General features: G+C 65.9%; 28 protein-coding genes and 2 pseudogenes. 9 read left to right on the plus strand and 21 right to left on the minus strand.

Features of this window, described 5'->3' with window-relative positions:
• Window positions 1-31: 31 nt before the first annotated feature.
• Window positions 32-610, minus strand: coding sequence for a TIGR04282 family arsenosugar biosynthesis glycosyltransferase (locus ACSQ76_RS01445; RefSeq protein WP_437158139.1), 579 nt, complete (start codon window positions 608-610; stop codon window positions 32-34).
• Entirely contained in the window at window positions 610-1,788 is a 1,179-nt protein-coding gene (dapE, locus tag ACSQ76_RS01450) for a succinyl-diaminopimelate desuccinylase (protein WP_437155172.1), read from the minus strand. Before dapE ends, ACSQ76_RS01445 begins: the two co-directional genes overlap by 1 nt.
• A gap of 277 nt (window positions 1,789-2,065) precedes the next feature.
• Here dapE and ACSQ76_RS01455 point away from each other — a divergent pair, with 277 nt between their 5' ends.
• Together ACSQ76_RS01455 and ACSQ76_RS01460 are read left to right on the plus strand one after the other, a co-directional pair.
• Window positions 2,066-3,652, plus strand: coding sequence for a Hint domain-containing protein (locus ACSQ76_RS01455; protein ID WP_437155173.1), 1,587 nt, complete (start codon window positions 2,066-2,068; stop codon window positions 3,650-3,652).
• A gap of 2 nt (window positions 3,653-3,654) precedes the next feature.
• Window positions 3,655-4,725, plus strand: coding sequence for a Hint domain-containing protein (locus ACSQ76_RS01460; protein WP_437155174.1), 1,071 nt, complete (start codon window positions 3,655-3,657; stop codon window positions 4,723-4,725).
• A 13-nt stretch (window positions 4,726-4,738) separates the two neighbouring features.
• Here the strand turns inward: ACSQ76_RS01460 and ACSQ76_RS01465 are convergent, their stop codons facing one another.
• The 5 genes and pseudogenes from ACSQ76_RS01465 to ACSQ76_RS01485 form a co-directional block, all read right to left on the minus strand.
• Window positions 4,739-5,071, minus strand: coding sequence for a hypothetical protein (locus ACSQ76_RS01465; RefSeq protein ID WP_437155175.1), 333 nt, complete (start codon window positions 5,069-5,071; stop codon window positions 4,739-4,741).
• A gap of 32 nt (window positions 5,072-5,103) precedes the next feature.
• Window positions 5,104-5,931, minus strand: coding sequence for a 2,3,4,5-tetrahydropyridine-2,6-dicarboxylate N-succinyltransferase (gene dapD / locus ACSQ76_RS01470; RefSeq protein ID WP_437155176.1), 828 nt, complete (start codon window positions 5,929-5,931; stop codon window positions 5,104-5,106).
• Window positions 5,932-6,104: 173 nt separating this feature from the next.
• Complete coding sequence (locus ACSQ76_RS01475) at window positions 6,105-6,434, minus strand: DUF1236 domain-containing protein (RefSeq protein ID WP_437158140.1); 330 nt, start codon at window positions 6,432-6,434, stop codon at window positions 6,105-6,107.
• Between the two features lie 90 nt (window positions 6,435-6,524).
• Window positions 6,525-6,707: pseudogene (locus tag ACSQ76_RS01480) on the minus strand (SH3 domain-containing protein); the annotation flags it as partial.
• A gap of 136 nt (window positions 6,708-6,843) precedes the next feature.
• A pseudogene (locus ACSQ76_RS01485) lies at window positions 6,844-7,755 on the minus strand (threonine/serine dehydratase); the annotation flags it as partial.
• 88 nt (window positions 7,756-7,843) lie between these two features.
• On the opposite strand from ACSQ76_RS01485, the gene ACSQ76_RS01490 reads away from it, so the two are divergent.
• Complete coding sequence (locus ACSQ76_RS01490) at window positions 7,844-8,662, plus strand: LOG family protein (RefSeq protein ID WP_437155177.1); 819 nt, start codon at window positions 7,844-7,846, stop codon at window positions 8,660-8,662.
• A gap of 86 nt (window positions 8,663-8,748) precedes the next feature.
• On the opposite strand, the gene ACSQ76_RS01495 is transcribed toward ACSQ76_RS01490, so the two are convergent.
• Window positions 8,749-9,288: an adenine phosphoribosyltransferase gene (locus ACSQ76_RS01495; protein ID WP_306128649.1), complete on the minus strand. Its 540-nt coding sequence runs from the start codon at window positions 9,286-9,288 to the stop codon at window positions 8,749-8,751.
• Between the two features lie 189 nt (window positions 9,289-9,477).
• Between ACSQ76_RS01495 and ACSQ76_RS01500 the strand changes: the two genes are divergently transcribed.
• The gene (locus tag ACSQ76_RS01500; protein WP_306128648.1) at window positions 9,478-9,645 is read left to right on the plus strand and encodes a hypothetical protein; all 168 of its coding nucleotides are present in this window, start codon (window positions 9,478-9,480) and stop codon (window positions 9,643-9,645) included.
• A 5-nt stretch (window positions 9,646-9,650) separates the two neighbouring features.
• On the opposite strand, the gene ACSQ76_RS01505 is transcribed toward ACSQ76_RS01500, so the two are convergent.
• The 10 genes from ACSQ76_RS01505 to ACSQ76_RS01550 all read right to left on the minus strand — a co-directional run bounded on the left by ACSQ76_RS01505 (window position 9,651) and on the right by ACSQ76_RS01550 (window position 19,180).
• Entirely contained in the window at window positions 9,651-10,124 is a 474-nt protein-coding gene (locus ACSQ76_RS01505; RefSeq protein WP_437155178.1) for a DUF2269 family protein, read from the minus strand.
• Window positions 10,125-10,126: 2 nt separating this feature from the next.
• The gene (locus ACSQ76_RS01510) at window positions 10,127-11,407 is read right to left on the minus strand and encodes a DoxX-like family protein (RefSeq protein ID WP_437155179.1); all 1,281 of its coding nucleotides are present in this window, start codon (window positions 11,405-11,407) and stop codon (window positions 10,127-10,129) included.
• A complete protein-coding gene (locus ACSQ76_RS01515; protein ID WP_437155180.1) occupies window positions 11,404-12,030 on the minus strand; it encodes a LysE family translocator in 627 nt (208 codons plus the stop codon). The genes ACSQ76_RS01510 and ACSQ76_RS01515 overlap by 4 nt, the downstream gene beginning before the upstream one ends.
• 14 nt (window positions 12,031-12,044) lie before the next feature.
• Entirely contained in the window at window positions 12,045-12,917 is an 873-nt protein-coding gene (locus ACSQ76_RS01520) for an S-methyl-5'-thioadenosine phosphorylase (RefSeq protein WP_437155181.1), read from the minus strand.
• A 68-nt stretch (window positions 12,918-12,985) separates the two neighbouring features.
• On the minus strand, window positions 12,986-13,174 hold the full coding sequence (locus ACSQ76_RS01525; protein ID WP_306128643.1) for a hypothetical protein: 189 nt from the start codon (window positions 13,172-13,174) through the stop codon (window positions 12,986-12,988).
• A 301-nt stretch (window positions 13,175-13,475) separates the two neighbouring features.
• Window positions 13,476-15,716, minus strand: coding sequence for a mechanosensitive ion channel domain-containing protein (locus ACSQ76_RS01530; RefSeq protein ID WP_437155182.1), 2,241 nt, complete (start codon window positions 15,714-15,716; stop codon window positions 13,476-13,478).
• 97 nt (window positions 15,717-15,813) lie between these two features.
• The gene (locus ACSQ76_RS01535) at window positions 15,814-16,227 is read right to left on the minus strand and encodes a universal stress protein (RefSeq protein WP_437155183.1); all 414 of its coding nucleotides are present in this window, start codon (window positions 16,225-16,227) and stop codon (window positions 15,814-15,816) included.
• 64 nt (window positions 16,228-16,291) lie between these two features.
• Window positions 16,292-17,473, minus strand: a complete 1,182-nt coding sequence (gene rlmN, locus ACSQ76_RS01540; protein ID WP_437155184.1) for a 23S rRNA (adenine(2503)-C(2))-methyltransferase RlmN — start codon at window positions 17,471-17,473, stop codon at window positions 16,292-16,294.
• A gap of 151 nt (window positions 17,474-17,624) precedes the next feature.
• On the minus strand, window positions 17,625-17,831 hold the full coding sequence (gene rpsU / locus ACSQ76_RS01545; RefSeq protein WP_007818122.1) for a 30S ribosomal protein S21: 207 nt from the start codon (window positions 17,829-17,831) through the stop codon (window positions 17,625-17,627).
• Window positions 17,832-17,950: 119 nt separating this feature from the next.
• Window positions 17,951-19,180, minus strand: a complete 1,230-nt coding sequence (locus ACSQ76_RS01550; RefSeq protein WP_437155185.1) for a CAP domain-containing protein — start codon at window positions 19,178-19,180, stop codon at window positions 17,951-17,953.
• Between the two features lie 292 nt (window positions 19,181-19,472).
• Between ACSQ76_RS01550 and ACSQ76_RS01555 the strand changes: the two genes are divergently transcribed.
• The 4 genes from ACSQ76_RS01555 (at window position 19,473) to ACSQ76_RS01570 (ending at window position 23,028) form a co-directional block, all read left to right on the plus strand.
• A complete protein-coding gene (locus ACSQ76_RS01555; protein WP_437155186.1) occupies window positions 19,473-20,162 on the plus strand; it encodes a COQ9 family protein in 690 nt (229 codons plus the stop codon).
• Between the two features lie 211 nt (window positions 20,163-20,373).
• A complete protein-coding gene (locus tag ACSQ76_RS01560; protein WP_437155187.1) occupies window positions 20,374-21,357 on the plus strand; it encodes an NAD(P)H-quinone oxidoreductase in 984 nt (327 codons plus the stop codon).
• Window positions 21,358-21,361: 4 nt separating this feature from the next.
• Window positions 21,362-22,480 (plus strand): exo-alpha-sialidase, encoded by a 1,119-nt coding sequence (locus tag ACSQ76_RS01565; RefSeq protein ID WP_437155188.1) that lies wholly within the window; start codon window positions 21,362-21,364, stop codon window positions 22,478-22,480.
• Window positions 22,477-23,028, plus strand: coding sequence for a hypothetical protein (locus ACSQ76_RS01570; RefSeq protein WP_437155189.1), 552 nt, complete (start codon window positions 22,477-22,479; stop codon window positions 23,026-23,028). Before ACSQ76_RS01565 ends, ACSQ76_RS01570 begins: the two co-directional genes overlap by 4 nt.
• Before the next feature lie 334 nt (window positions 23,029-23,362).
• Here the strand turns inward: ACSQ76_RS01570 and ACSQ76_RS01575 are convergent, their stop codons facing one another.
• Window positions 23,363-23,992 carry a ribonuclease T2 family protein gene (locus ACSQ76_RS01575; RefSeq protein WP_437155190.1) on the minus strand — a complete coding sequence of 210 codons (630 nt, stop codon included), beginning with the start codon at window positions 23,990-23,992 and terminating at the stop codon, window positions 23,363-23,365.
• Window positions 23,993-24,123: 131 nt separating this feature from the next.
• Between ACSQ76_RS01575 and ACSQ76_RS01580 the strand changes: the two genes are divergently transcribed.
• Window positions 24,124-24,882, plus strand: coding sequence for a DUF1013 domain-containing protein (locus ACSQ76_RS01580; RefSeq protein WP_306128633.1), 759 nt, complete (start codon window positions 24,124-24,126; stop codon window positions 24,880-24,882).
• A 75-nt stretch (window positions 24,883-24,957) separates the two neighbouring features.
• Here ACSQ76_RS01580 and ACSQ76_RS01585 read toward each other — a convergent pair whose 3' ends face one another.
• Both ACSQ76_RS01585 and recR read right to left on the minus strand, forming a co-directional pair.
• Window positions 24,958-25,857, minus strand: coding sequence for a DMT family transporter (locus tag ACSQ76_RS01585; RefSeq protein ID WP_437155191.1), 900 nt, complete (start codon window positions 25,855-25,857; stop codon window positions 24,958-24,960).
• A gap of 109 nt (window positions 25,858-25,966) precedes the next feature.
• Window positions 25,967-26,560 (minus strand): recombination mediator RecR, encoded by a 594-nt coding sequence (gene recR, locus ACSQ76_RS01590; RefSeq protein WP_437155192.1) that lies wholly within the window; start codon window positions 26,558-26,560, stop codon window positions 25,967-25,969.
• Window positions 26,561-26,562 lie beyond the last annotated feature (2 nt).

Below are 26,562 nucleotides of genomic sequence, written 5' to 3' on the forward strand. Positions count from 1 at the left end.
GAGACGCCCTGCTTTTTCGGGGCAGGGCGGGTCAGACGGGGCGAAGGTCGTCGACCGTATCCACGTCCCGCAACGTATCGACAAGACCGATGCGCGCGTCCGGCAAGGTCGCCCTGCTGTCGGCCAGCGCGTGTTCGGTGGACCAGCGGGCGCCCTGCAGGAAACCGGCGGGCACGGCGCGCGTGCGCTTCAGCCCGATCAGCCAATAGCCGCCGTCGGGGGCAGGGCCAAAGACCGCGTCCTGCCGCCCGAGGGTGGCAAAGGCGCGGGCGATGTGAGCGCGGGTGATGCCGGGAATGTCGCCGCCGACGATGCAGACCGGGCCGGGCGGGCGGGTCCGCATGACCCGGGCCATGCGGGCGCCGAGATCGCCGGGGCCCTGGGGCGTGCGTTCAAGGTCGGCAGGCCAAGCGCGGCTGGTCATGCCTGCCACGTCCGGGGCGACGGCCAGCACGAGGTACCAGCGGGGATCGCGCAGGCGGCGCAACAGGCGGGCGGTCTGGTGGCGGACCCACCAAGTTGCGTCGATCGTGCCGATATCGCGGGCCAGGCGGGTTTTGACGCGGCCCGGGCGCGGGTTTTTCAGCATGACGACAAGCTGTCGCCGGATCACGCGAAATAGTCTTTCAGGATGCGGGCATAGATCGCCTTGAGCTGTTCGATCTGCGCCACTTCGACTCGTTCGTCGACCTGGTGCATTGTCTGTCCCACGAGGCCGAATTCCACCACCGGGCAGTGATCCTTGACGAAGCGTGCATCCGAGGTGCCGCCGCTGGTCGACAGGACGGGCGTGACGCCCGTCTCGGCCTCGACCGCGCTTGCCACGAGATCCGACAGCGGACCCGGTGGGGTGAGGAAGCTTTCGCCGGAATTCTTGACCTGCATGTCGCCGCGCACGCCGAACACCTCGCACACCGCATCGAGTTCCGATTGCAGCCAGTTGGTCAGGCTGTCGCCGCTATGAGCATCGTTGTAGCGGATGTTCACGGTCATGCGCGTGGTTTCGGGGATGACGTTGGTGGTCGGGTTTCCGGTGTCGATGGTCACCACGGCCAGGGTCGAAGGGTCGAAATGGTCGGTGCCCTCGTCCAGCTTGTGCGACGACAGGCGGTCCACCAGCCGCGCCATGGCGGGCAGCGGGTTGCAGGCGCGGTGCGGATAGGCGGAATGGCCCTGCACGCCGGTGAGGGTGATCCAGGCGGAAAGCGAGCCCCGGCGGCCGATCTTCATCATCTCGCCCATGATTTCCGGGCAGGTTGGTTCACCCACCAGACAGTCGGTCATCGCTTCGCCCTCGGTTTGCATCCAGTCGAGCAGGGCAAGCGTGCCGTCGCGGGCGTCGCCTTCCTCGTCGCCGGTGATCGCAAGGATCACGGCACCGTCGGGGGGCGTGTTGCGCACGAAGTCGATGGCGGCCGCGGCGAATGCGGCGACGCCGGATTTCATGTCGGTGGCGCCCCGGCCCCAGAGCTGGCCCTGGCGGATCTCGGCGCCGAAGGGATCAGCCGTCCAGGCCGCGGCGTCGCCCACCGGCACCACGTCGGTATGGCCGTTGAAACCGAAGCTGCGTGTGGCGGCCTTGTCGCCCCAGCGGGCATAGAGGTTGGCAATGCCGCTGCGGTCGACGCGGGTGCAGGTGAATCCGGCCGCTGAAAGGAGTTCTTCCAGCAGCACGAGCGCGCCGCCTTCCTCGGGCGTGACCGAAGCGCAGCGCACCAGCTGCGCGGTCAGGTCGACGGGATCTATCGGGGGGTGTCCTGCGGCATGTGGATTCATCCTGTGGGGCATTTCCGCTGACCTAGCGCGACTGGGGCGAGACCGCAAACCCGGAGCGGCGGAAAAGCATCACCTGCGCGACAGGACCGTCGAAATTCTTAACAAGGCGCGGCAAACGTGCTAACGCATCCTTAATAAACGACCCGAGGCAGGGCACAAAGAGCAGCTGGGCAAATCGCCCGACACGCAAGCAGGCACAATAAATCAAAGCCGCAGCGTGTCAGACCGGATCACCGGAAAAGCCGATTCTTGGCATGCGCTGACCTTGGACAATGATGAGGTGGGCAGTATGGTCAGGGGCGTCGAAATCCCTATAGACGATCGTGCGTCGGCGAGAGAAATGGCCGAGACGATCTTTGGCGACGGCGTTCAGGTGCTCGGCGCCTCCTACACCGGCGATAACGATTCATCGGGGATCTACACACAGGGCAATTCCGTCTCGCCAGGGGTGATGCCGTCGGACACCGGGGTGATGTTCTCGACGGGTGACCTGAGCGGGTTTACCAACTCGACCTGGTGGTGGTCGAACGATTCCAACCAGTCCACCAACACGACGACGAGTTCCAGCGGTCCCAACAACGACCCGATGTTCAACGCGGCGGCTGGAACAAATACCTACGACGCCTCTTACCTCGACGTCGATTTCATCCCGACCGGAGATGTGATGACGATGCAATTCGTCTTCGCCTCGGAAGAGTTCCCCGAATACGCGATGGGATCCTTTCAGGACTTCGTAGGAGTCTGGATCAACGGCACGCAAGTCCCGCTGAGCGTAGGGGACGGGGATATCGACCCCAACAACCTCAATGCCGGGTCGAACGCGAACCTCTACGTCGACAATACCTCGGACCAGTACAACACCGAGATGGATGGATTCACCGTCACGATGACGCTGACCATTCCGGTCAATTCCGGCGACGTGAACTCGATACGCATCGGCATCGCGGACGTGACGGATGCCAACTACGATTCGACCCTGATCATCGCGGGCAACAGCGTGCAGACGACACTGGTGGCGCAGGACGATGTATCGAACCTGTTTCCGACCGGATCCAAGACGCTGGACGTGCTGGACAACGATGTGAACAACACCAGCGGCGCGCTGACGATCACCCAGATCAACGGGCAGAACGTCGTGGCGGGCAGCACCGTCACCCTGGCCACGGGCCAGACGGTTCAGCTGAACGCGGACGGCACCATCACGGTCGTGGGCGACGGGGATGTAGAGGAAGTCAACTTTACCTACACGGTGCAGAGTGCAACCGGGCAGACCGATACCGGCTTTGTCACGCTGAATTCGATCCCCTGTCTTGTGCGCGGGTCGCGTATTTTGTGCGAGCAGGGCGAGGTGCCGGTCGAGGAGTTGCGGGTGGGAGACCTGGTGGTGACCCGGGACGACGGCCTGCAACCTCTGCGCTGGGTCGGGCACCGGGAGGTTGCGGGAGCGGCGGCCTATGCGCCGATCCGCATCGCGGCGGGTACGTTCGGCGAGCATAATGAGCTGTGGCTGTCGCCATTGCACCGCGTGCTGATCCGGGACAGCCTGGCCGAGCTGCTGTTCGGCGAGCGCGAGGTGCTGGTGGCGGCCAAGGACCTTGTGAACGACGGCAGCGTGCGGCGTGTCGAGGTCGAGCGCGTCGATTATTTTCACCTGCTGTTCGACCGACACCAGGTGATCATGTCCGAAGGTCTGCCGACCGAGAGCTTCCTGCCCGGACCGCAGATCAAGAACAGTTTCGAGGCCGAGATCGTGCACGAGATCTGCAAGCTGTTCCCCGAGTTGAATATTGAAACCGCCGAAGGGTACAGCCCCGCGGCACGACGGATGCTGCGCGGCTATGAGGCGCAGATCCTTTCCAGAAAATGGGCGGCATGACGATGGGTTGGATCGGACTTCGAGACAGAAATGACGGCTGGTTCAAGCTGGACCCGCGGCTGACCGAGACGGGCGCGGACAGGGTGGTGCACCGGGGCAGCCTTGTGATCGAGACGCGCATCTCGGCCGAGGCGCGGCCGCAGACCCTCTTGGCGTTCCGGCGGACATGGCCGATGCCGGGAGTGTTCTCGATCCAGGCGGTGCCGCAGGGCGGGATCGTGCTGGTGGACGCGCAGGGCGACGATATCTGCCATGCAACCCTGCGATTGAAAGGCGACGGGCGGCTGGATATCCTGCGGCTGACCTATTCGTGGGACAGCGCGCAAGGCTGGGCCCGGCTGACGCTGGAACGGCCCGAGACCGACCAGGTGGAGAGTGTCGCGCTTAATGCCACCTTGCCGCTGCCGGTCGACGACCTTAACGCCATCTTCGCGCATGGCTGCAATTTCGAAGTCGACGAAGAAGTGGTGTTTCTGGCCCTTTCGGACAAGATCGAGCCGGTCGGGCCGTTGCCCGCGCTGACCGCGCAGGTGCCGATCTTGACCGACCGCGGCGAGCGCCCGGCGAGCGAGATCAGGCGCGGCGATATCGTGGTGACGGATGACGGCCAGCGCGTGCCGGTGTTGCAGGTGGTCAAACGCACCGTGCCCGCGCGTGGCAGTTTCCGGCCAATCCGCCTGCGGGCGCCGTTCTTCAAGCTGACGCAGGATATCGTGGTGTCGCCGCAGCAGCGGCTGGTGATGCATGGCAGCGAAGTGGAATACATGTTCGGCCGCGAGGCGGTGCTGGTGCCGGCGCGGCATCTTGTGAACGACCGCTCGGCCTTTCACGCCAAAGGGCCCGACCTAGTGACCTATCATCACCTTCTGTTGCCGGGTCACGAGGCCGTGCTGGCGGCGGGATGCGCGCTGGAGAGTCTTTATATCGGCCGGATGCGGCGCAATTCCGAAGCGATTGCGTCCAGTGTCCTGGCCGCGTTCGACCGCAACCGCCTGCCGGAGCACGCCAAGCCCGTCTGGCCTGTGCTGAAACCGTTCGAGGCGGTGACGCTGGCGACCAGCCGCGCGGCCTGAGGTTCGCGCGGGGTCAATCGTAGAAGGGCGTCATCTGGGCGACGATTACGGCGTTCTCGTCCAGCGCGCGTTGCATGAGCTCTTTTTCGTCGTCGCTGATTTCATGGCCCTCGGCCAAACGCTCGTCAAGCGTGCCGTAACCCGAGACATCCAGCGGCGCGGTGTCGGCCTGTTTCAGGATCGCCACGGTTTCGCGCACCGCCTCGGCCTCGTCGACGCCGGAGGCATAAACCACCAGCGCGGCACCGGTGGCGGTGTCGGGCAGGCCGTCGCCCTGTTTGCGGCCGATCTCGACCAGCAGGGTGAAGACCTGCTGGGGTTTTTTCTTGTCAGGGTCTTTGGCCATGAGGACCTCGTGCCGGGCCTGCCACGCAGGGATCAGTCGCGCAAAAGCTCGTTGATGGCGGTCTTGGAGCGGGTTTGTTCGTCCACCCGCTTGACGATCACGGCGCAGTAGAGGTTGAGGTTGTTCTTGGTCGGCATCGAGCCCGACACGACAACCGAGTAGGGAGGAACTTCGCCCATGACGACCTCGCCGGTTTCGCGGTCGACGATCTTGGTGGACTTGCCGATATAGACGCCCATGCCCAGAACCGAGCCTTCGCGCACGATGCAGCCTTCGACCACCTCCGACCGCGCGCCGATAAAGCAGTTGTCCTCGATGATCGTGGGGCCGGCCTGCATCGGTTCCAGCACGCCGCCGATGCCGACGCCGCCCGACAGGTGCACACCCTTGCCGATCTGCGCGCACGAGCCTACGGTGGCCCAGGTGTCGACCATCGTGCCCTCGTCCACGTAGGCGCCGAGGTTCACGAAAGATGGCATCAGCACCACGCCCGGCGCGATATAGGCCGATTTGCGCACGATGCAGTTCGGCACGGCGCGGAAGCCGCCGGCTTTCCATTCGGCATCGCCCCAGCCCTTGAACTTGCTGTCGACCTTGTCCCACCAGGTGCTGCCCTGCGGGCCGCCGGCCTGCGGCTCCATGTCTTTCAGGCGAAAGCCCAGAAGCACGGCCTTCTTGGCCCACTGGTTGACGTGCCAGTCGCCGTTGTCACGACGCTCGGCCACGCGGAGTTCGCCACTGTCGAGCGCGTTCAGGGTCGCCTCGATCGCCTCGCGGGTTTCGCCGCCGGTGCTGGGCGTGATCTGGTCGCGGGTCTCCCAGGCGGATTCGATGGCGGTTTCAAGCTGTGCGTTGGACATCTGTTGCGTGCTCCCGGTGCAGGTCGTGTTGTGTTGGAATGCCCTATACGGGCGGACGGGGAAGATCGCAATGCGACGCTGCCCCATGCTTTCGCGGCAGGTCCGGTCGCGTAGGCACGAAAAGGCGGGCGTCCAAGGAACGCCCGCCTGAGTGCACTGCTTTGAAAGAGGCGTTACCGCACCACGTAGACCACGCGGCGCTCCGCCGGCTCCACCAGAACCGGTACGCCATTCACATAGGCATAACGGTACTCGGTTTCGGGGACAGGTTGCAGGGACACGACTTCGGGGAGGGTCGCGCCGGTCACGATCTCGCCGTCGAGATAGATCGGCTCGACCGGGTTGTTGCGCACGTAGACCAGGGCGTTGTCCGCGGGGACAGACGGAGCAACGTAGGTATCGCCGACATAGGGGCTGATAGCGCCACCCGCCTGAACGGTGTCGGCTGCGCTGTATTCGTAGGTGACGGTGGGCACCTCGATCATGCTGCGGTTTTCGATCACGCGGACCGAACCGCCATCGGTGGATGCGGCAAGATAGTCGCCGTACGCCCAGCCCTGGGTGCCGTTATAGTTGACCTCGCACCACGAGCTTGCTTCGATGCAGCCCTGGATGCTGACGGCCCCCGCATTGGGGATGACGGCGATGACGGGTTGTGCCGGGCTGGGGCCGGCGCGCAGGTTCAGGTCGGTGACGGCGGTTGCATCGACATCGGCCAGTGCAGCGCCTGCGCCGAGGGTTCCTGCTAGGGTCAGGCTCAGAAGTCGGGTCTTCATGGGTGTTCCTCCTACTCACGTGTACCCGCCATGCGGACGGGGCGCCCGCTGGCATTCTGATGCTGCAACGCGTCGTGTCGAAGAGTGTTCCCGCCGCTGCGACGGGGCCGGGAAATGCGGCGTCAATCCGCCGATAGGGGTCCGGCGCGAGGTTTCCGCCGCAGATGAGGACCGCGATGCGCTCGCCTTTTTCGGGCCGGTAGGCGCCGCTGGTCAGGGCCGCGAGCGCCGTGGCCCCGGCGGGTTCGACAAGCTGGCGGGCATCTTTCCAGAGCGCGTGCTGGGCGGCGGTGATGGCGTCGTCCGTGACGGTGACGGCGGTCACGTCCTGGGCCTGCGCAAGCTCGAGGCAGATCGACCCGATGCGCCGGGCGCCAAGCGCGTTGGCGGCCACGCCCGACACTTCGACATCGACACCCCTGCCCGCCTCGAGCGCCGCGTTCAGTGCGGCGCAGGTTTTCGGCTCGACCGCCACGACCTTGCGCCGCGCGTCGAGCCACGCGAGCGTACCCGCAATCAACCCGCCGCCACCCACGGCGATCAGCACCGTGTCGGCCTCCAGCCCTTGGTCCTCCCACTCGGCGATGCAGGTGCCCTGGCCCACCACGGTGGCGGGGGCGTCATAGGCGTGGATCTGCATCGCGCCGGTTTCGGCCTCGTATTCGCGGGCGGCGTCCAGCGCGTTGGAATAGGCGCCCTCGACCACATGCAGGTCCGCGCCCTGGTCGCGGATCAGGGAGATCTTGGCGGGGCCGGCCATTTCGGGGACATAGATGCGGGCGCGGTGGCCCAGTTTTGCGGCGGCAAAGGCGACCGCCGCGCCATGGTTGCCGCCCGAGGCCGCGACGATCCCGGCCTTGGGCACGTCCTGCGTCAGGAGGGTGTTGAACGCGCCGCGCGGTTTGAAACTGCCGGTGTGCTGGGTGTGCTCCAGCTTGACCTCGATGGGGCGGTCGAGATCGAAGCCCGACACATTGGCAACCGGGGTGCGGCGCAGGTGCGGCGCAATGCGGAATTTCGCGGCTGCAATCTCGGTTTTCCAGTCCATTTCAACCCCTTTCGCACGCGCCCGTGGCTAGGCAAATCGTGCGGAACCCTATACGCCTGAGGAAACGAACCCAACAGGGAAGTGCAGGATGAAAGACGACCGCAATAGCCAGTTCCGGGACGCCGAGGCCGACCGCAGCACCGCCGCGCAGGTGCCCGACACGCCGCAGACCCGTGCGCCGGCGTATCGTCTGGCCTTTGCCGATGACGATTTCCTGTGCCGCGACGAGTTGCGCCCCGTGCGGTTGCAGCTGGAATTGCTGAAGCCCGAGATGATCCTGAACGAGCGCGGGATCGAAAGCACGGTGGTGTTGTTCGGCGGTGCGCGCATTCCGCCACCTGCGTTGAAGGACACCGCCCGGACCGAGACGCTGGCGGGCCTGTCGCGGTTCTATGACGAGGCGCGAACGTTTGCCAAGATGCTGACCGAGAAGTCCATGCAGAGCTATGGCCGCGAGTTTGTCGTGGCCACGGGTGGCGGGCCGGGCGTGATGGAGGCGGGCAACCGCGGGGCGGCGGATGCGGGCGGCACGTCGATCGGGCTGAATATCGTGCTGCCGCACGAGCAGGCGCCGAACGAGTACGTGACGCCGGGACTGTGCTTCAACTTCCATTACTTCGCCATCCGCAAGATGCATTTCCTGATGCGGGCCAAGGCGATCTGTTGCTTCCCCGGCGGGTTCGGCACGCTTGACGAGATGTTCGAGGCGCTGACCCTGATCCAGACGGACCGGATGAAACGTGTGCCCTTCCTGCTGTTCGGCGAGGAGTTCTGGCGTCGCATCATCAACTGGGAGGCCCTGGCGGATGCAGGCACGATCAGCGCCCAGGACCTTGACCTCTTTCAGTTCGTCGAGAGCGCCGAGGAGGCGGTGAAGATCATCGACGATTGGTACGCGGAGCTTTAAAGCGTTTCCGGGAAACATTGAATCGCTTTTCGCTGCCTTTTCAAACGCAAAAAGCGATGCATGATTCAGACTGACCCGGAAACGCTCTAGTCGCCTTCGAAGGCGCAAAGGGCGTGGACATCCATGCCGAGCGCTTCGAGCCGGGCGCGGCCGCCGATATCCGGCAGGTCGATGACGAAGGCGCAGCCGACGATCTCGCCGCCCAGCCGCTCGATCAGCCGGATGCCGGCCTCGGCGGTGCCGCCGGTGGCCAGAAGGTCATCGACCAGCAGAACCTTCTCGCCGGGGGTGATGGCGTCGTCGTGGATCTCGACGATCGCCTCGCCATATTCCAGCAGATACTCCTCGGAAATAACCTTGCCGGGCAGTTTGCCCTTCTTGCGGATGGGCACGAACCCCTTGGCCAGCTGGTGCGCCACCGCGCCGCCAAGGATGAAGCCGCGCGCCTCGAGCCCCGCGACCTTGTCGATCTCCATGCCCGCATAGGGGTGCAGGAGCTGGTCCACCGCCAGACGCAGCCCGCGCGGGTCGGCGAATAGCGTGGTGACATCGCGGAACATGATGCCTTCATGCGGGAAGTCGACGATGGTGCGGATGTAATCCTTGACCGTTTTCGCGTTGGGCATGGCGGGGTCTCCGGTTGGGCCTGTCCGCCTTGTCGTTTGGCGCAACTGGCGCAAAATCGCAAGGTTTGGCTGAGATAGGCGGGGTTTCGGCGTGCAAGGAGTTGAAATGCAAGAGGGTTTGCCAACGCTGCATATGCTTTGTATATACCTTGGCAAGCCGGTGACGGAAAACGCAAATCAGGAGCTCGCGTGGCCAAGAGTGACGACAAGAAAGCCGGGAAGAAGGACAGCCAGCTGATCCTGCGGCTGAACAAGAACGACCGCGACACGTTCATCGAGCTTTGCAAGGAGATGGACACCAGCGCCGCACGGGAAATTCGCGGGTTCATCCGGAAATTCATCAAGAAGAACGGCTGATACGTCTACCAGAGCGCGGGTTTCGTGACCATCATCCAGAAGACGCATGTCAGCGCCGCGAAGGCGGGCCAGCCCAGGGCGAACCAGATGCGGTAGGCGCGGCGCGCGGCCTGCGGCAGGGGGGCGTCGGTGCGCAGGGCCTCGGCGGCGAGGTCGCGGATGCGGATTTGCAGACGCACCACGGGCGCCCAGCAGAGGAAAGCCAGAAGGTAGAGCGCATAGGTTGCCAGCAGCCACGGCGCGAACGGGTCGAAGCCCGCCATGTGGATGAGGGCAAGTCCGGTGAGCGGCTGAACGATTCCGGCGGGGGTGGTGAAGAGCCAGTCGGCCACCACCACGCCAGAGGCGACGGAGTGGATGGTCTGCACCCGGCCCGTGCGCATCGCCCAGACCATCTGGAAGGCGGTGCCGACGCCGGTGCCGAAGAGGACGGTGGAACTGAGGATATGGAGCCATTTGGTGATCAGGTACGGATCCATGTCTACCGCTCGTCTTCGAGGATGAAGTGGATCGCGATGAGGGCGAGGATGGGCAGGTTCTTGAGCAGACCGCCCAAGGGCAGAAGCCAGAGGCCGGGGGCGAGGGTCGTGAAGGCAAGGGTGTAAGCCCCCACCAGCCCGGCCTGAAGCGCGGCGACAAGGCGGGGGCGGCAGCCGCGGAAGAGCGCGGCGGCAAGGGCGAGGTCGAGAACACCGCCCGCGCGGGCCATGACGACGAGCGCCGTGTCGGGCAGGGCCGTGGCGGGAATGAGCGGCAGAAAGTCGGCGCGTGGCAGGAAGAGGCCCAGGAGGCCGGAGGCCAGCCACAGAAGGGCCAGCACGATGCGCAGAGCCGGACGGGCGAGGTAGAGCCGGGCGTGCCAGAGATCCTGCGTGCCGGCGGGACGTGCGGCGAGAAAGGTGGAAAAGCCGCGCGGTTTCTCCGGCAGGGTCTCGGTCAGCCTGGCATGGTCGGCCAGGACGCCGTTCTGGAGCTGCGCGACGGAGGTGGCGGAGATGGGGCCGAGGCGCATGAGATCCCCGACGCGCCCCATCCAGCCAGCCAGCTTGACAGGCAGACGTAGCAGGCGTGTCGGGGGCAGGCCGAACCAGGCGCGCAAGGATTGCAGCATTCCGGCCTGGGTCACCGTCTCGGGACCGCCGATGTCATGCGGGCCGGGGCCGGGGGGATGGCGCAGCAGGTGATCGACGGCGCGGGCGAGGTCGGCGGCGTGGATCGGGTTGAAGGTCTGCTGGCCGTCGCCGACCACCGGGGTGACAAGCGGCAGGGCCGCCAGAGCGCGGGCGAGAGAGGAGCCGCCATAAGAGGTCTCGCCCAGAACGAGGCCGACGCGGAGGGTGGTAACGTTATGATCCAAGGCGATTTTCTCGCCCGCGTGGCGAAAGCGGGCGAAGTCGGTGACCGATCCGTCGATGCCGACGGCGGAGATCAGCAGGGCCTGTGCGTCGGGACACGCGGAATAGAGCGCCTCGGGGGCGGTGACGTGCACGGCTGTATAGATAGCTTGGGGCGCGTCGAGGACGCCGGCGCTGTTGACGATGTGGGTGACGCTGGTGAGGTGGTTGCGCCAGAAGGCAGGATCGTGGGCCCGGGGGTCGGTGAGATCGACCTGCAACGTGCTGAACCCCATGTGTTTCAGGCGCGCGGTGCGGCGGGCGCAGGCGAGCACGTCCCAGCCCGCGTCGCGCAAACCGAAGGCGAGATGGCGGCCGATGAAGCCATCGGCCCCGAGGATGAGGACGGTGCCGGGCGCGCCGCTCACGCGGTGCGGCGCAGGGCGGCTGTCATCACGCCCATCCCCACGAGCGCCGCGCCGCCGCCGCGGGTGAGCCAGGTGATGACCGAGGGACGCCCGATGGTCTGGCGCAGGCGGTCGGCCAGAAGCGCATAGGCCAGCGCGTTGAGCCAGGCGAGACCGACGAAGGTGGCGATGAGGATGGCGAATTGCGGGGCCAGGGCCCTGTCGACGCTGACGAATTGCGGGACGAAGGCAATGAAGAAGGCGATGGACTTGGGGTTCAGCGCGGTAACGGCGGCGGCGTGCCAGAAGACGCCGCTGGTGGGTTTGGCGCCGGTTGCGACCTGGCCCAGGCCGGCGCTGGGGGCGCTGCGCAGAAGCTTGATCCCGAGATACACCAGGTAGACCGCGCCGATCCATTTCAGCACGGTAAAGAGCGTGGCCGAGGCCAGCACCAATGCGCCGAGCCCCAGAAGGGACGCGGTCATCGCCACGAAATCGCCCAGGGCGACGCCTGTGGCCGAGGCGACGGCGATTCGCCTGCCCTGGCTGAGGGCGTAGGACAGGACCAGCAAGACGGTCGGTCCGGGGATCAGCAGGAGCGCGATTGTCGCCGCGACGAAGGTCAGCCACAGGTCTAGAGGCATGAAGTTAAGCCTTTCTAAAGAACGCGGCCTGCGACCGCGTCGAGGCGGGACACGAGGGCGGGGTCGCGGGCATCTGGTGCGGTGAGGATGGCGTGTTCGAGCGCCCGGTCGCAACCATGGGCGCAGGCGTCGCGGTCCTCGGAGCCCAGCAGGGCGGGCAGGCGGGCGACCATGTCGCGGGCCTTGTCGGCGTTGCCCAGAAGCGTGGCGATGATCTGCGTGACGTCGACCTCTCCGTGGTCGGGGTGCCAGCTGTCGTAATCGGTGATCATGGCGACGGAGGCGTAGCAAAGCTCGGCCTCGCGGGCGAGCTTGGCCTCGGGCATGTTGGTCATGCCGATGACGTCGGCGCCCCAGCTGTCGCGGTACATTTTCGATTCCGCCAGCGTGCTGAATTGCGGGCCTTCCATGGCGAGGTAGGTGCCGCTCTCGTGCACCGTTACACCGGCTGCACGGGCGGCCTCGGCGCAAGCCGCGCCAAGGCGGGGACAGGTGGGATGGGCCACGCTGACATGGGCGACGCAGCCATGACCGAAAAAGGAGTTCTCGCGGGCGACGGTGCGGTCAATGAATTGATCCACAATGACAAAATCGCCCGGTGCCATCTCTTCGCGGAACGAGCCGCAGGCGGAGACGCTGATGATGTCGGTCGCGCCCAGACGCTTGAGCGCGTCGATATTGGCGCGGTAAGGCACCGTCGAGGGGCTGTGCACATGGCCGCGCCCGTGACGGGGCAGAAAGGCCATGTATGTGTCGCCCAGCATCCCCGTCAGGATCTGGTCGGAGGGCGCGCCCCATGGCGTGTCCACCGTGACCCATTCAGGGTATTGCAGGCCGTCGATCTGATAGAGGCCGGAGCCACCGATCACGCCGAGATAGGATGTCATGGATGTCCTTTCCGATTTGCCACAGCGAATACCGTGCGGCGCGGAAATTCAACCCTGTAACCGCGGTATCAGGCGGCGGCGCCCAGCGTGCAGAGATCGCCGCGGCCGGTCAGCGAGGTGACCATCGGGCCCTGCTCGGTGTCGCGGATGGCAAAGCCGTAGCCGCGCAGCCGGAATTTCCATTCCCGGTCCGAGACGCAGCGGAGGCGTTCGCGCATGACGAAATCGCGGATGTCATTCTTGGTTTCGAGTCCCATCGTTTCCTACCCTTCCACAAATAGGTTGATGAGACGGGGATAATTCTGCGACGTGGCGACAATCGTCCCGAAATGTGGCGCGGAAAAGATTTCTGCAAATTGCCGACAGATTGGTTAACCGCCGCTTCGATCACCGAAATCGCGTGTCGGTATCGCGTCGGTATTTAGGTGGTATCGCGACGGTGCCGTTTGCGCAGGTTTGTCGGGTTAACTGACCGCACGGTGCCGCCCGGAGAATGCGCAAGTTTCCGGAACATTTTCTGCTTAGATAACGCCGGGCATGGCGGGTGCGCCGACTCCGTCAGGTGTCGGGGTCGTCTTTCATGTCGAGATGGGGGTCGGGGGTCTTCTTGGTGTCCTTCGCCGGCAGCTGGTCGGACGTTTCGGCGGGTTTGGTGTCGACCGTCTGATGTTCCAGCCGCAGGTGGGTGGCGGCTCCGACCTTGTCCTCGCCGAAATAGACGGTCTGGTGCGGGAAGGGGATCTCGATCCCGCGTTCGTCCATGATCCGCTTGCAGATCTCGTTATAGGCACGGCCGATGCCCCATTGCGTGCCCGGCACGGTCTTGATCCTGGCACGCAGCACCACGGCGCTGTCGCCCAGCGACTGCACCCCGAACCATTCGAACTCGCCGGTGATGTTTTCGCCGGCCTCGGTCGCGCACAGTTCCTCGAAGGCGTCGACCATGGCCTCTTTGCCCTCGTTGACGTTCTCGCGGTAGGCGATGCCCACATCCGCGACGAAGTAGGAATAGTCGCGCACGTAGTTCGAAACCATGTCCACGGAGGAGAACGGGATCACGTGGACCACGGCGTGCAAGTCGCGCAGGGTGACAGAGCGGATGGTCAGTTTCTCGACCGTGCCGGTGGTGCCGCCCAGCGTGACGACGTCGCCCACGTTGATGGCGTTCTCGAACTGGATGAAGATGCCGGTGATGATGTCCTGCACCATCTTTTGCGCACCGAAACCGATGGCGAGGCCCAGCACACCGGCCGACGCGATGAGCGGGGCGATATCGACGCCAAGCTCGGCCAAAACGAACATCAGGATGATGACCATGAGCGCGATGGTCGCCGCATTGCGCAGGAGCGTCAGTAGCGTGATCTCGCGCGAGGTGGGGGCGGTGCCGAACTCGGGGTTGAGGCGATAGTCGACCCACGACACCAGCGCCAGCCACAGGATCGCGCCGGTCAACAGGATGAACGCGATGCTGACGATGGCGCCGGCGGCCCGGACCCCGAACTCGCTGCGCATGAAGCCGGAGATGTCCCAGAGGCCGATGGCATCAAGCGCGAAGGCCAGCACGCCGATCACGATGAAGATGCGCACGACCTGGATCACGCGACCCAGGAGCGAGTTTATGCGCGGCTCGAGCGTGGGCATGCGGCTGCTGACGTTCAGCGGCATGTGCATCCCGCGCGACGCGAAGCGCGAGAGCCCGCCGGAGAGCAGGATGCCCAGCACGATGATGCCGACCACCTGTGCCGAGTTCAGCAGCAGCGGCAGGATCAGCCCATCGGGCCGGGCGGCCACGATCACTGCGAGGCCGGCGAGGTAGAGCAGCACGGGAATGTACCAGTTGCGCGCGATGAAGCGCAGGGCGCTGGGCCGCTCTTCGGGGGTGGGGCCGAGGATCCAGCCGGTGACCTCCTTGCGTGAGCGGACCACCAGGATGGCGGCCATGGCGATGGCGACGAAGGCAAGAAGGGTCGAGATGCCCCGCCCGGCGGCGTAGGAGGCCTGCCGGTTGACGATGGGCACGATCAGAAGCTGGCCGTAGCCGATGACCGAGGCGATGTTGCTGAACCATGCCGACATGCGCCGGGCGGCCTTGTCGGAGATGGCGATGAAGCGCAACTCGTGCGTGGTGGGCGACAGGACGGCGCGGATGGCCACCTTGGCCAGTCCGACGATGAGAAATGCGTTGAGATAGAGCGTCTGACGCAGGCCTATGACGCCCGTTTCGCCGTAGAAGTAGAGCGCGGCGAGATAGCCCAGCCCCCAGGCGGCGAGGACAACCAGCACGTCGATGAGGGTCGTGGCGATGACCACGGCAAGCGTCCGCACGAAGCCCCAGTCATGGGCTTTGTCGCCCATGCGCCGATAGATCAACCGCGCCCCGGCCCGCAGCAGAAGGTAGGCGGCGACGGTGACCGCTATGACGAGGGCCAGCGCCTGAAGCGCCTCCCACAGCACGTCGAGATTGCCGCCATCCAGCGCCATGAGCGTGTTGGGCAGGGCGATGACCGCGCCGAAGGCGGCACCGATGGAATTGGCAGCGGTCTCGAAGAAGGACTTGGTGAAGTCGGCCAGCTGGCGCCCGACGGAGGTGTCTTCCTCCGGGTCGACGACCTCGTTCGTGGTGGTCTCGGCGGCGCCGCGCAGCGACTGGATCAGCGCCTCGCGGGCCTCGGGATTTTCGAGAAGATCGATGAGTTGCTGCGCCTCGGCGGAGGGCACGTCGGCCTCCTGTGCGCTGGCCGGCGCCAGGAAAATCAGGCCGAGCGCGGCCACGAACAGGATACGGGTCAGAAGAAACATCGATCGTCCAGTGCTGGTCTTTGGTTTGTCAGACACTTAGCACTGTCATCCCTGACCGCAACCTTGAGCTTGCCGGGGCGTTTGCGCGCGCGCGAGATCAGGCGCGCACGACAAACACCGAGCATTCGGCGTGGGTGACGACGTGGCTGGCGGTGGTGCCCAGCAGGTAATCCTGCACCTTGGGGTTGGCCGAGTTCATGACGATGACGTCGACCTTGCGCTCGCAGGCCAGCCTGACGATCTGGCGGTGCACCGCGCCCTTGCGCACGATGGTCTCGACCTCCACGCCCTCGGCGGGGTTGTCTTTGACGAACTTCGCCAGTTGCTGGGACCAATAGGCCTCGGAGTCGCGGATGTTGAGATTCCGCTCCATTTCGGGGGCGACGGTGGCCACGATGAGCCTGGCATTGCGGCGCCGGGCCATCGCGACGGCCTCGTCATAGGCGTTGGTGTTGGTTTCGGCGTGGCGCAGGTTGACGGGGCAGAGAAGCAGTTCGACGTCGCGGGCCATATTGGTATTCCAGTCTTTTAGGGATGTGCGGGCGGTCGGCGGGCAGGCGGGGTGGAACCCCGCCCTACAGGCCGGCCTCGGCCTCGATCTCGCGGCGGGACTTGCGCTGGCGTTCGGTGGCGGATTTGAGCTGGCCGCAGGCGGCCATGATGTCCTCGCCCCTTGGCGTGCGGATGGGCGAGGCGTAGCCGGCCTTGTAGATGATGTCGGCGAATTTCTCGATCCGGTCCCAGTCGGAGCGCTGGTGCGGGGCGCCGGGCCATTCGTTGAAAGGGATCAGGTTGATCTTGGCCGGGATGCCCTTGATCAGGTTCACGAGGCGGCGGGCGTCGGCGTCTGAATCGTTGACGTCCTTGAGCATGACGTACTCGAACGTGATCCGCTCGGAGTTCGAGGCCTTGGGATAGGCGCGGAGCGCATCCAGCAAGGCGGCGATGTTCCATTTGCGGTTGATCGGCACCAGCTTGTCGCGAACCTCGTCGGTGGTGGCGTGGAAGCTGACGGCGAGCATGCAGCCGATTTCCTGCGCGGTCTTGTGAATTTCCGGGACGATGCCGGAGGTGGACAGCGTGATGCGGCGGCGCGAGAGCGCGATGCCTTCGCCGTCCATCGCGATTTTCATGGCGTCGCGGACGTTGTCGAAATTGTAGAGCGGCTCGCCCATGCCCATCAGCACGATGTTCGACAGAAGGCGCGGGCCATCGGTGCCCATGCCGACACCGGGTTTGGGCCATTCGTCCAGATCGTCGCGCGCCAGCATGACCTGGCCGATGATTTCGCCGGCGGTCAGATTGCGCACCAGTTTCTGGGTGCCGGTGTGGCAGAAGGAGCAGGTGAGGGTGCAGCCGACCTGGGAGGAGATGCAGAGCGTGCCGCGGTCTTCCTCAGGGATATAGACGGTTTCGACCTCATGCCCGCCGGCGATTCGCACCAGGTACTTGCGGGTGCCGTCGGCGCTGACCTGGCGGTCGACGATCTCGGGGATCTCGATGACGAATTTCTCGGCCAGCTCGGCGCGGTAGGCCTTGGAGAGGTTGGTCATGGCGGCGAAGTCGCGCACGCCCCACTGGTAGATCCACTGCCAGATCTGGTTCACGCGCATCTTGGCCTGCTTTTCCGGGGTGCCGTGGGCGACGAGCGTGTCGCGCAGGGCGTCGCGGGTGAGGCCGACAAGGTTGATCGGCCCCTCGGGCAGCTTGCGGGGGATGGTCAGGACATCCTGGGTGATGGGCGCAGAATCGGTCATCGGCTAGATCTCAACGGGTTCGGGTTGCGCCATCATATAGGCGCGGACGGCTGATTCCAAAACGGGGGAGTGCCCCCTGAAATAAAGACAAACCCCCGAAGCGGGTGCCCGGGGGTCGTCATGACAATGCGTGTGGCCTTGGCGGCGGGTCCTAGAGGAGACCTTCGCGCTGGGCCTTCTTGCGTGCGAGCTTGCGGGCGCGGCGGATAGCCTCGGCCTTTTCGCGCGCTTTTTTCTCGGACGGCTTCTCGAAATGTTGCCGAAGCTTCATCTCGCGAAAAACGCCCTCACGCTGCAGTTTCTTTTTCAGGGCACGAAGCGCCTGATCGACATTGTTGTCGCGAACACTGACCTGCATGTGGTTGTCACCACCTTTCTAGGTTGAAGTTGCATAAAGTGCAGGAAGTGGCCGTCTAGCAAACCGCGGCGGGCTTGTCCAGCCTTCAGACGGGGGCGGGCACGTGGCCCGCGCCCGGATCAGAATATGAAGTCGCCCGATTGAAGGTCGTCCAGCGAGACGTTGTGGAGCGTCATCGTGTTGCCGTCGAGGTCGTCGATAACGGTCGCGCTGCCGGATTGGTAGATATGGCCGCCGTTCATGAGGTCCCAGTAACTGGTGATCGCGGCGGTCTCGCCGAGGTCGATGCGTTCCCTGGCCAGCGACGGATCGAAATCGAGTACGTCGTCATCGCCGGAGGTGAACACGAAGACGTCCTCGCCGCCGCCACCGAGCAGAACATCGTTGCCGGCCTCGCCGAACAGCTTGTCCTTGCCGTTGCCACCGTCGAGTAGGTCGTTCCCCGCCCCGCCGAGCAGCGTGTCCTTGGCCGACCCCCTGCCGCCGTAGATCATATCGTCACCCGACCCGCCGCGCAGGCGGTCCTTGCCGGAGCCTCCGTCGAGCGAGTCGTCACCCGAACCGCCCGAGAGCGTGTCATTTCCGGATGCCCCGATCAGCGTGTCGTTACCGACGCCTCCCTTAATCATGTCGGCGTCCTTGCCGGCGTCGAGCATGTCGTTGCCCATCCCGCCATTCACCTCGTCACCGCCGTCATGCGCATAGACCGTGTCGGCGCCGTCGCCGGCATTGATTTCGTCTGCGCCGCCTTCGCCGCGCAGGGTGTCGTCGCCGCCCAGGCCGATGAGCGTGTCGTTCCCGACGCCGCCTTCGAGGCGGTTGTCGGAGTCGGTTCCGATCAGTTCGGCGTCCGGACCGTTTTCATCCGGCGGCGGCGGGTCGTTAGCGACCACGTCGAGCTGCAGCGGCGCGCTGGTGCGGGCGAAGACCTGGGTGACATAGACGGCCTCGTAGCCGCGGTTGAAGCCGGTCTCGATGCCGAGGCCGATCACCTCGAAATCGGGATTGAGAATGTTGGCGCGGTGGCCCGGGCTGTTCATCAGGCCGTTGTGCAGGTCCACCACGTCGTCCGAGAGGCCCGGTGCGCCGCGCTCGGATTGCCAGGCAATGTTCTCGCCCCAGGTCCAGTTGCCGGAAAAGACGAAACCCGCGTCGCGCATCCGGTCGCCGGGATTGGAGTTGTCGACCCCGGTGTGGCTGAAGATCAGGGTGTCGTCCATCCAGGTGCTGTGATCCTCGCTGGCCTCGTTCAGGCGCAGTTCAAGCGTGAGGGGCGCGAGGCCGCGCGACGTGCGCTCGGCATTGATGAGGTCGAGCATCTGGCGTTCGTAACTGTCGGCGACGGACATCGTTGTAACCCTGTAGTTGTGATCGGCGCGCCGTTATGTCGACCGACGCAGCAAACAGCGCAAGCAAATGCGGACGCGGCGATGGTTCCGGCAAAAAAGTGCAGAAATTGGGCGGCAAGCTGGCGATATTTTGCGCGCGGGCGCCGGGCGCGGGTGGAACGACGCGACGTCGTGACGGATTCGCGTTTCGCAACCGGGGGCCACCCGGGCAAATGTTCCCTGGTCGCGACCGTGTCCGCCAGGGCGATTGCGCGTTGTTGCCGTGGAGCGATCGCCGCCCTACATTCAGCGCATGACCCAGCGTTCATCAGATACCAAGGCGCGGCTTCTGGAGAGCATCAAGCCGCATGTTCCCTTCGACGGATGGAGCGAGGCGAGCCTGCGTGCCGCCGCCGAGGATGCCGGCATTTCGCGCAGCCTGGTGAAAGCGGCCTGTCCGCGCGGTGCCGTCGACCTCGCGCTGGCTTATCACGAGGAAGGCGACGCCGCGATGCTGGCGCGGCTGGAGGCTGCGGAGCTGGACCAGATGCGGTTTCGCGACAAGGTGGCCGCGGCGGTGCGGTTTCGGCTGGAGGTCGTGGAGGACAAGGAACTGGTGCGCCGGGGCGTGACGCTGTTTGCGCTGCCGCATCACGCGATGGACGGGGCCCGGGCGATCTGGGACACTTGCGACAAGATCTGGGATGCGCTGGGCGATACCTCGGATGACGTCAACTGGTACACGAAGCGGGCGACCCTGTCGGGGGTCTATTCGTCCACGGTGCTTTACTGGCTGGGGGATGAAAGTGAAGGACATGCGCGAACCTGGGCGTTTCTGGACCGGCGGATCGAGGACGTGATGCGTATCGAGAACGTCAAGGCGAAGGCGCGCGAGAACCGCCTGGTGAGCGGGTTGATGGCCGGGCCGCTGTCGGTGTTCTCGAAGATCCGCAAGCCGGCGCCGGGGCGGACCGGCGGGTTGCCGGGGCGCTGGACGCGGTAGCGGGTTTTTCGTTTGTGGGAGTGGTGGGTTGTCACCCACCCTACCCGGTGCGGGCGGGCGGCGCGCCCGGTGGCACCCGCGGGAGCCTCCGGCGGGGATATTTTTGGCCAGAGGAAAAGGTGGGGCCCTGGGGTCTCCGGAGCGGTGCTTGCGGGCGCCGTTTGTTGCTTTTTCCGGGGGGGCTGGTACGACGGGGCGACGGGGAAAGATGATGCCGGACAGGATGAAGGTTATCGAGATCACCGCGCCGGGCGGGCCGGAGGTGCTGGCGCTGGCCGAGCGGGACTGGCCGAAGCCCTCGCATGGTCAGGTGGTGATCCGGGTGGCCTATGCCGGAGTGAACCGGCCCGATGCGTTGCAGCGGGCGGGGATGTACGATCCGCCGCCGGGGGCGAGCGATCTGCCGGGGCTGGAAGTGTCGGGCGAGATCGCGGCACTCGGGCCGGGCGTGAACGGGTGGGGCGTTGGCGACCGGGTCTGTGCGCTGGTGCCGGGCGGCGGGTATGCCGAAGCCGTGGTGACGGACGCCGCGCATTGCCTGCCGGTGCCCGGGGGCATGGGGATGGACCGGGCGGCCTGTCTGCCGGAGACGTTCTTTACCGTGTGGACCAATGTGTTTGGCCGGGGGCGGTTGCAGGCCGGCGAGCGCTTTCTTGTGCAGGGCGGGTCGAGCGGGATCGGGACCGTGGCGATCCAGCTTGCGGCGGCGCGGGGCGCGCGGGTCTTCGCGACGGCGGGGTCGGACGAGAAATGCCGGGTGTGCGAGGAATTGGGCGCGGAGCGGGCGTTCAACTATCGCGAGGTGGATTTCGTGGAGGAGATGCGGGTGCGCGGGGGCGCCGATCTGATCCTGGACATGGTGGGTGGAGATTACCTGCCCCGCAACATCGCGGCGCTGGCGGACGAGGGACGGTTGGTGCAAATCGCGTTTCTGCAGGGGCCGGAGGTGGAAATGGACTTTACCCAGGTCATGACGCGGCGGCTGACCATTACCGGCTCGACGCTGCGGCCGCAGAGCGGGCTGGCAAAGGCGCGGATCGCGGAGGATCTGCGGCGGGAGATCTGGCCCTTGCTGGCCGCCGGGCGCGTGGGGCCGGTGATGGATTCGGAGTTTCCGCTGGAGGAGGCCGCGAAGGCGCATGCGCGGATGGAGACGAGCGCGCATATCGGCAAGATCGTTTTGAAGGTGGGCTGAGGCGATGGGTGCGGCGCAGGTGGTGATCCTTTGCCTGATGACGCTGAGCATCGGCCTGAGCGCCTGGGCGGTGGCGCGCGACGTGCCGCCGGTCTGGCGCTTTGCCGTGCCGGAGAAGGTGCCGGAGACGGGTGTGCCGCGGTTCGAGACGGTGTTCGCGTACGATGTCGCGGTAGGCCAGGCGCATTCGGCGTCGGTGGTGGTGACCGGGGACGGGTTCGACGTGTTGTGGTTCGAGGGCTCGCAGGAGGCGCAGGCGGATGTGGATATACATGGCGCCGCGGTCCGGCGCGGGCCGGAGGGCTGGCAGGTGGCCGGGCGGGATGTGCGGATCACGCGGGGCGCGCTGGGCGAGGCGATGGAGCCGCCGCAGCTGGTGGTGACGCTGGGCAACACGGTGGAGAACGAGCGCGTCCCGGGCCGTGTGTTCGCCACGGTGGTGTCGGTCGGAGGCTGGGCCATGGCCTCGGTCGCGAATGTGGAGATGGGGGCGGGCGGGCCTGTGCGGGCCCGCAAGCTGAACCTGTCGCCGTTTTTGAACCGCTCGCACCTGGTGAAGGCGCCGATGGTGGCGTTTGCCGACGGGAGCGTGGGATTGCCGGCCTATTTCGAGATGGGCGCGGCGCATGGGGTTCTGGTGCGGTTCGGGCCGGGTGGCCGGGTGCGGGATACGGCGCGGATGGCGGGCAAGGGTCAGCCGATTCAGCCGATGATCGTGCCCTTGGGCGAGAACCGGGCGGTGGCGTGGCTGCGGGATTTCGCGCCCTCGGGGAAGCTGTTGGTGAGCCATACGGAAAATGGCGGCAGGACGTGGTCTGAAGTGATGCCCTCCGACATGCCGAACCCGAGCGCGCCGGTGGCGGCGCTGGCGTTGGGCGGTGGACGGATCCTTATGGCGGCCAATGACGATCCGGATGGTGGCGACCGGCTGCGGTTGCTCTTGTCCGAGGATGAAGGGGACAACTGGCGGGTCCTGCGGGAGCTGGCGCCGAACGGGGCGGGGGCGCGGTATCCGATGTTGCGGCGGCTGGAGGGCGGCGAGATCGCGCTGGCCTATTCGGTCGGGAACAAGACGGGGCTGCGGGCGCATGTGCTGAACGGTGCCTGGGTGGCGGCGCAATGAGCGGCGTCGGGGCGACTTTGGGCGTGGCGGTGGTGCTGGGCTGGGTGGTGTTCGCGCTGAGCGGGCTGGTGCTGTCGTCCTCGCTGGCCGCCGGGCTGGCGCTGGTGGCCGCGGTTCTGGTCGGCGTCTTGTGGCGCGATACCGTGGCGGTGAATGGCGCGGTGGCGGTGCTGGCGCCGTTCGGGGTGATGCTGCCGGCGCTGGCACTGCGGCATGTGGCGGTGTCGGTTGGTTGGGACGTGCCGGGGTTTTCGGGCGTGGAGATCGCGGTGTTCCTGTGTGCCTACGTGGCGTTCCTGGCTTGTGCGTTCGGGGTGATCCCGGTGGATGTGTACCGGGTCGGCTATGCGCCGGTGCCGGTGGCGGGGATGGTGCTGGCGGTGTGCCTTTATGCGCTGGTGACGGGGAACTGGTTTCTGGCGGGGGTGGCCGTTCTGGGGCAGTTGGCGTGGGTCATGGGCTGGGGCAGCAGCAACTGGTTCGACATGGTGCTGCATGTGCTCTTGGTGCCGGTGGCGGTTGTGGTGCTGGTGCTGCGGGTGTTTTGAGTGGGTGGTCGCGGGGTCGTTTCGCAGGTGAGCTTTGGACGCTAAAGACAAAGGTGGTTTCGAGCCCGACATTGGGTTTGACCATCCAGCCGATTAACAGCCGCGAAGCGGCCCGGCCATCGTCAGGCCCTCCCACGGGCTGGCGATTTGGCGGGGGCTGGGCGCAACGATCATTCCGAGGATGTCTTTGGCAGGCATAAAGTGCTTCATAACTGCCGTCGGATCATCACCCCAGGGGCTGACGATAGCCTCCGTCTTTAACGGCAGCAACGTTCGCGAGTCGGTCCTTTACGCAGTGGCAAAGGTTACAGGCGCAGAGGCGCGTGGCAGGCTCTTAGCGAATCGGATCGAATAGCGCGTCGTCCAGCGTGCAGTCGCGGATCACGTCGCGGCCGCAGGGGACCGGGGAGAGGTCGCGGGAAAGGCAGATGCGGGCCTCCTGGATGCGGCCCGCGCGGCAGGTAATGGTGATGCCGTCGGGCTCGAGCGTGGGGTTGGCCTTGAGGAACGCTTCTTCGACCACGGAGGCAGGGAGCTTGACCGGGTCTTTCAGTTTGCGAAAGACCTCCGGCCTCGTGATGCGGTCGTAGGCCTCTCGTGACAGGGCGTAATAGGCGGGGGCGGAGAGGCCCGAGCAGGTGCCGTGTTTCTTCCACTGGTACCATGCGAGGCCGGATGTGCCCATGATGTCGGCCATGTCGTTCGTCATGGCGCGGGACGGCGGGCGTTCGGGCGACTGGCAGTGTTCGGGCCAGCCCCGGTGGTATTGCGGCCAGAGGCCGTGCAGGATCCAGCCATGGTCACGCGCCGCGTCGCATTGGGGCGAGGCGCGGTCGTCGCCTTCGAGCGCGCACCAGGTGGGCGACCAGCTGAGCGACAGGACGTAATAGTCGAAGTCGCCGGGGCGGTCGCCGTCGGCCAGCGCCGGGGCGGCAAGGAAAAGCAGGGCGAAAAGCGCGCGCATGTTCGCTCTTTCTTTTTGTGTTCGGGGCTACTATATAGCCGCCAAGTTCCCCGACAACGAGAACCCGTCCCGGCCCCCGGGACCGCCGTTTCAGGCGAGGGGAAAGATATGCGTGAAGGAGCCTTTGAGAAATGTCGAAACCGTTGATGGCCAAGGCCACCGCCGTCTGGCTGGTGGACAACACCACGATCAGCTTCAAGCAGATCGCCGATTTCGTCGGGATGCACGAGCTGGAGATCCAGGGGATCGCCGATGGCGACGTGGCCGCCGGGGTGAAGGGGTTCGATCCCGTCGCCAACAACCAGCTGACGCAGGACGATATCGACAAGGCGGAAAAGGACCCGCTGCACAGGCTGAAGCTGAAGTTCAACGCCGCCGCCGTGGGCGAGGAGAAACGCCGCGGGCCGCGTTATACCCCGCTGTCGAAGCGGCAGGACCGGCCGAACGCGATCCTGTGGCTGGTGAAATTCCATCCCGAGCTGGCCGATGCGCAGATCGCCAGGCTGGTGGGCACCACCAAGCCGACGATCCAGACGATTCGCGAGCGCACCCACTGGAACATCTCGAACATGCAGCCGATCGACCCGGTGGCGCTGGGCCTGTGCAAGCAGACAGAGCTGGATGCCGCCGTGCAGAAGGCTGCCGCGAAGAAGGCCAAGGAAGGCCAGGCGATGGACGATGACGAGCGCCGCAAGCTGCTGTCGACCGAGCAGAGCCTGGAATCGGATGTCGAGCCGCGGATGCCGACGGCCATCGAGGGGCTGGAGACGTTCAGCCTGGGCGGGGACGACACGGAGAAGGCGGAACCGGAGAAGGAATACGACGCCGAGAGCTTCTTCAACCTGCCGGACGATGACGGTGAGGATGACGAGGACGACGACAAGGCGTAAGGCCTGTCGGACCTCGCGACAGATTGGAACCGCGCCCCGGATCGGGCGCGGTTTTTTCTTGGGCGGCGCGCGTGATCAGGGGACGGCTGCGGGGCGCGAGATGGCTAGCAGGCCCGCGCCGACGATGCACGCAATGCCGAGCGACGAGAGCGCGTCGGGGCGTTCGGTGAAGATGAGCCAGCCCCAGAGCGCCGAGAACCCGACATAGGTGAAGTCGAACGTGCCGATCACGGCAGGCGGTCCGTTCTGGTAGGCATAGGCGGCTCCGATGCTGCCGATCAGGATGGCGGTGGCGAGCACCGCGATGGTGCGCCAGTCGGCGGCGTCGAGCGTTGTCCATGCTGCCGTGAAGGGCGCGGGCGTGCCCGTCGGGGCCGGCAGGAGGGCAAAGGCGAAGCCGCCCGCCAGGATGAAGGCGACGTTCAGCACGGCCGAGAGCATCAGCGGGTGCTCGCCCCGGCAGCGCGTTCCGGTCATCAGCATGGCGACGGCATAGAGCATGGCCGCGAGCAGAGGCAGGAGCGCGTAGGCCGAAAGGCCCGAGGGTGTGGGCTTGATGATCAGGAGCACGCCGGCAAAGCCGATCGCCACGGCGAGCCAGTGGCGCGGGGCGATGGCGCTGCGGGTGGCCAGCGCGCCGAAGAGCGTGATGAAGAGCGGCGAGGTGTAATAGCCCGCCGCCGCGACCGACAGCGGCACATGCGGCAGGGCGGCATAGTAGGCGACCCACATCGCGACGAGGACCAGGCTGCGCAGGCCGGTCCAGCCGGGGTGGCGCAGGGCAAAGGCGGACCGCGCGAAGAGCGCCATGAGGGCCAGCAGTACGGGCAGCACGAGGGCCGAGCGCAGGATGAACATCTGCCAGAGCGATTTCGCGCCCGATGAGAGCTTGATCAGCGCGTCGCCGAGCGCGAGGGCCGCCACCGCGAAGGTGATGACGAGGATGGCGCGGGTGGTGTTGTTCGGGGACGTCATGTTGGGGGCGTGGGCTTTCACCCATCGGAGTGGTGGGTTGTCACCCACCAAAGTGGTGGGTTTTCACCCACCCTACGGGGTGTTGCGGACAGGTCGCGTCAGGAGCGGATCAGAGTGCCTTGCGGGCATTGAGGGCGGCGGTGATGGTGCCGTCGTCGAGATAATCGAGCTCGCCGCCGATGGGGACGCCTTGCGCCAGCGAGGTGAGGGTGACGCGGTCCTCGAGCTGGTCGGCGATGTAATGGGCCGTGGTCTGGCCGTCGACGGTGGCGGCCAGCGCCAAAATGACCTCGGTGATGTTTTCCGTCTCGATGCGGTCCACGAGCCGGGGGATGCGGAGCTGTTCGGGGCCGACCTGGTCGAGCGCAGAAAGCGTGCCGCCGAGCACGTGGTAGCGGCCCTTGAAGACGCCCGCGCGTTCCATCGCCCAGAGGTCGGCCACGTCCTCGACCACGCAGATCATGCCGTTGGCGCGTTTCGCCGACAGGCAGATATCGCAGGTCTCGGTGGTGCCGACATTGCCGCAGACGATGCATTCGCGGGCCGTGAGGGCGACCTGGCCCATGAGGTCCGCAAGCGGCGACAGCAGAAGCTCGCGCTTGCGGATCATGTGCAGCACCGCGCGGCGGGCCGAGCGCGGGCCCAGGCCCGGCAGCTTGGCCATCATCTCGATCAGGGCGTCGATGTCGCGAGTGGAGTTCATGA

Origin of the sequence: Roseovarius sp. B08 (assembly GCF_051417955.1) — a bacterium.
Classification (GTDB): domain Bacteria; phylum Pseudomonadota; class Alphaproteobacteria; order Rhodobacterales; family Rhodobacteraceae; genus Roseovarius.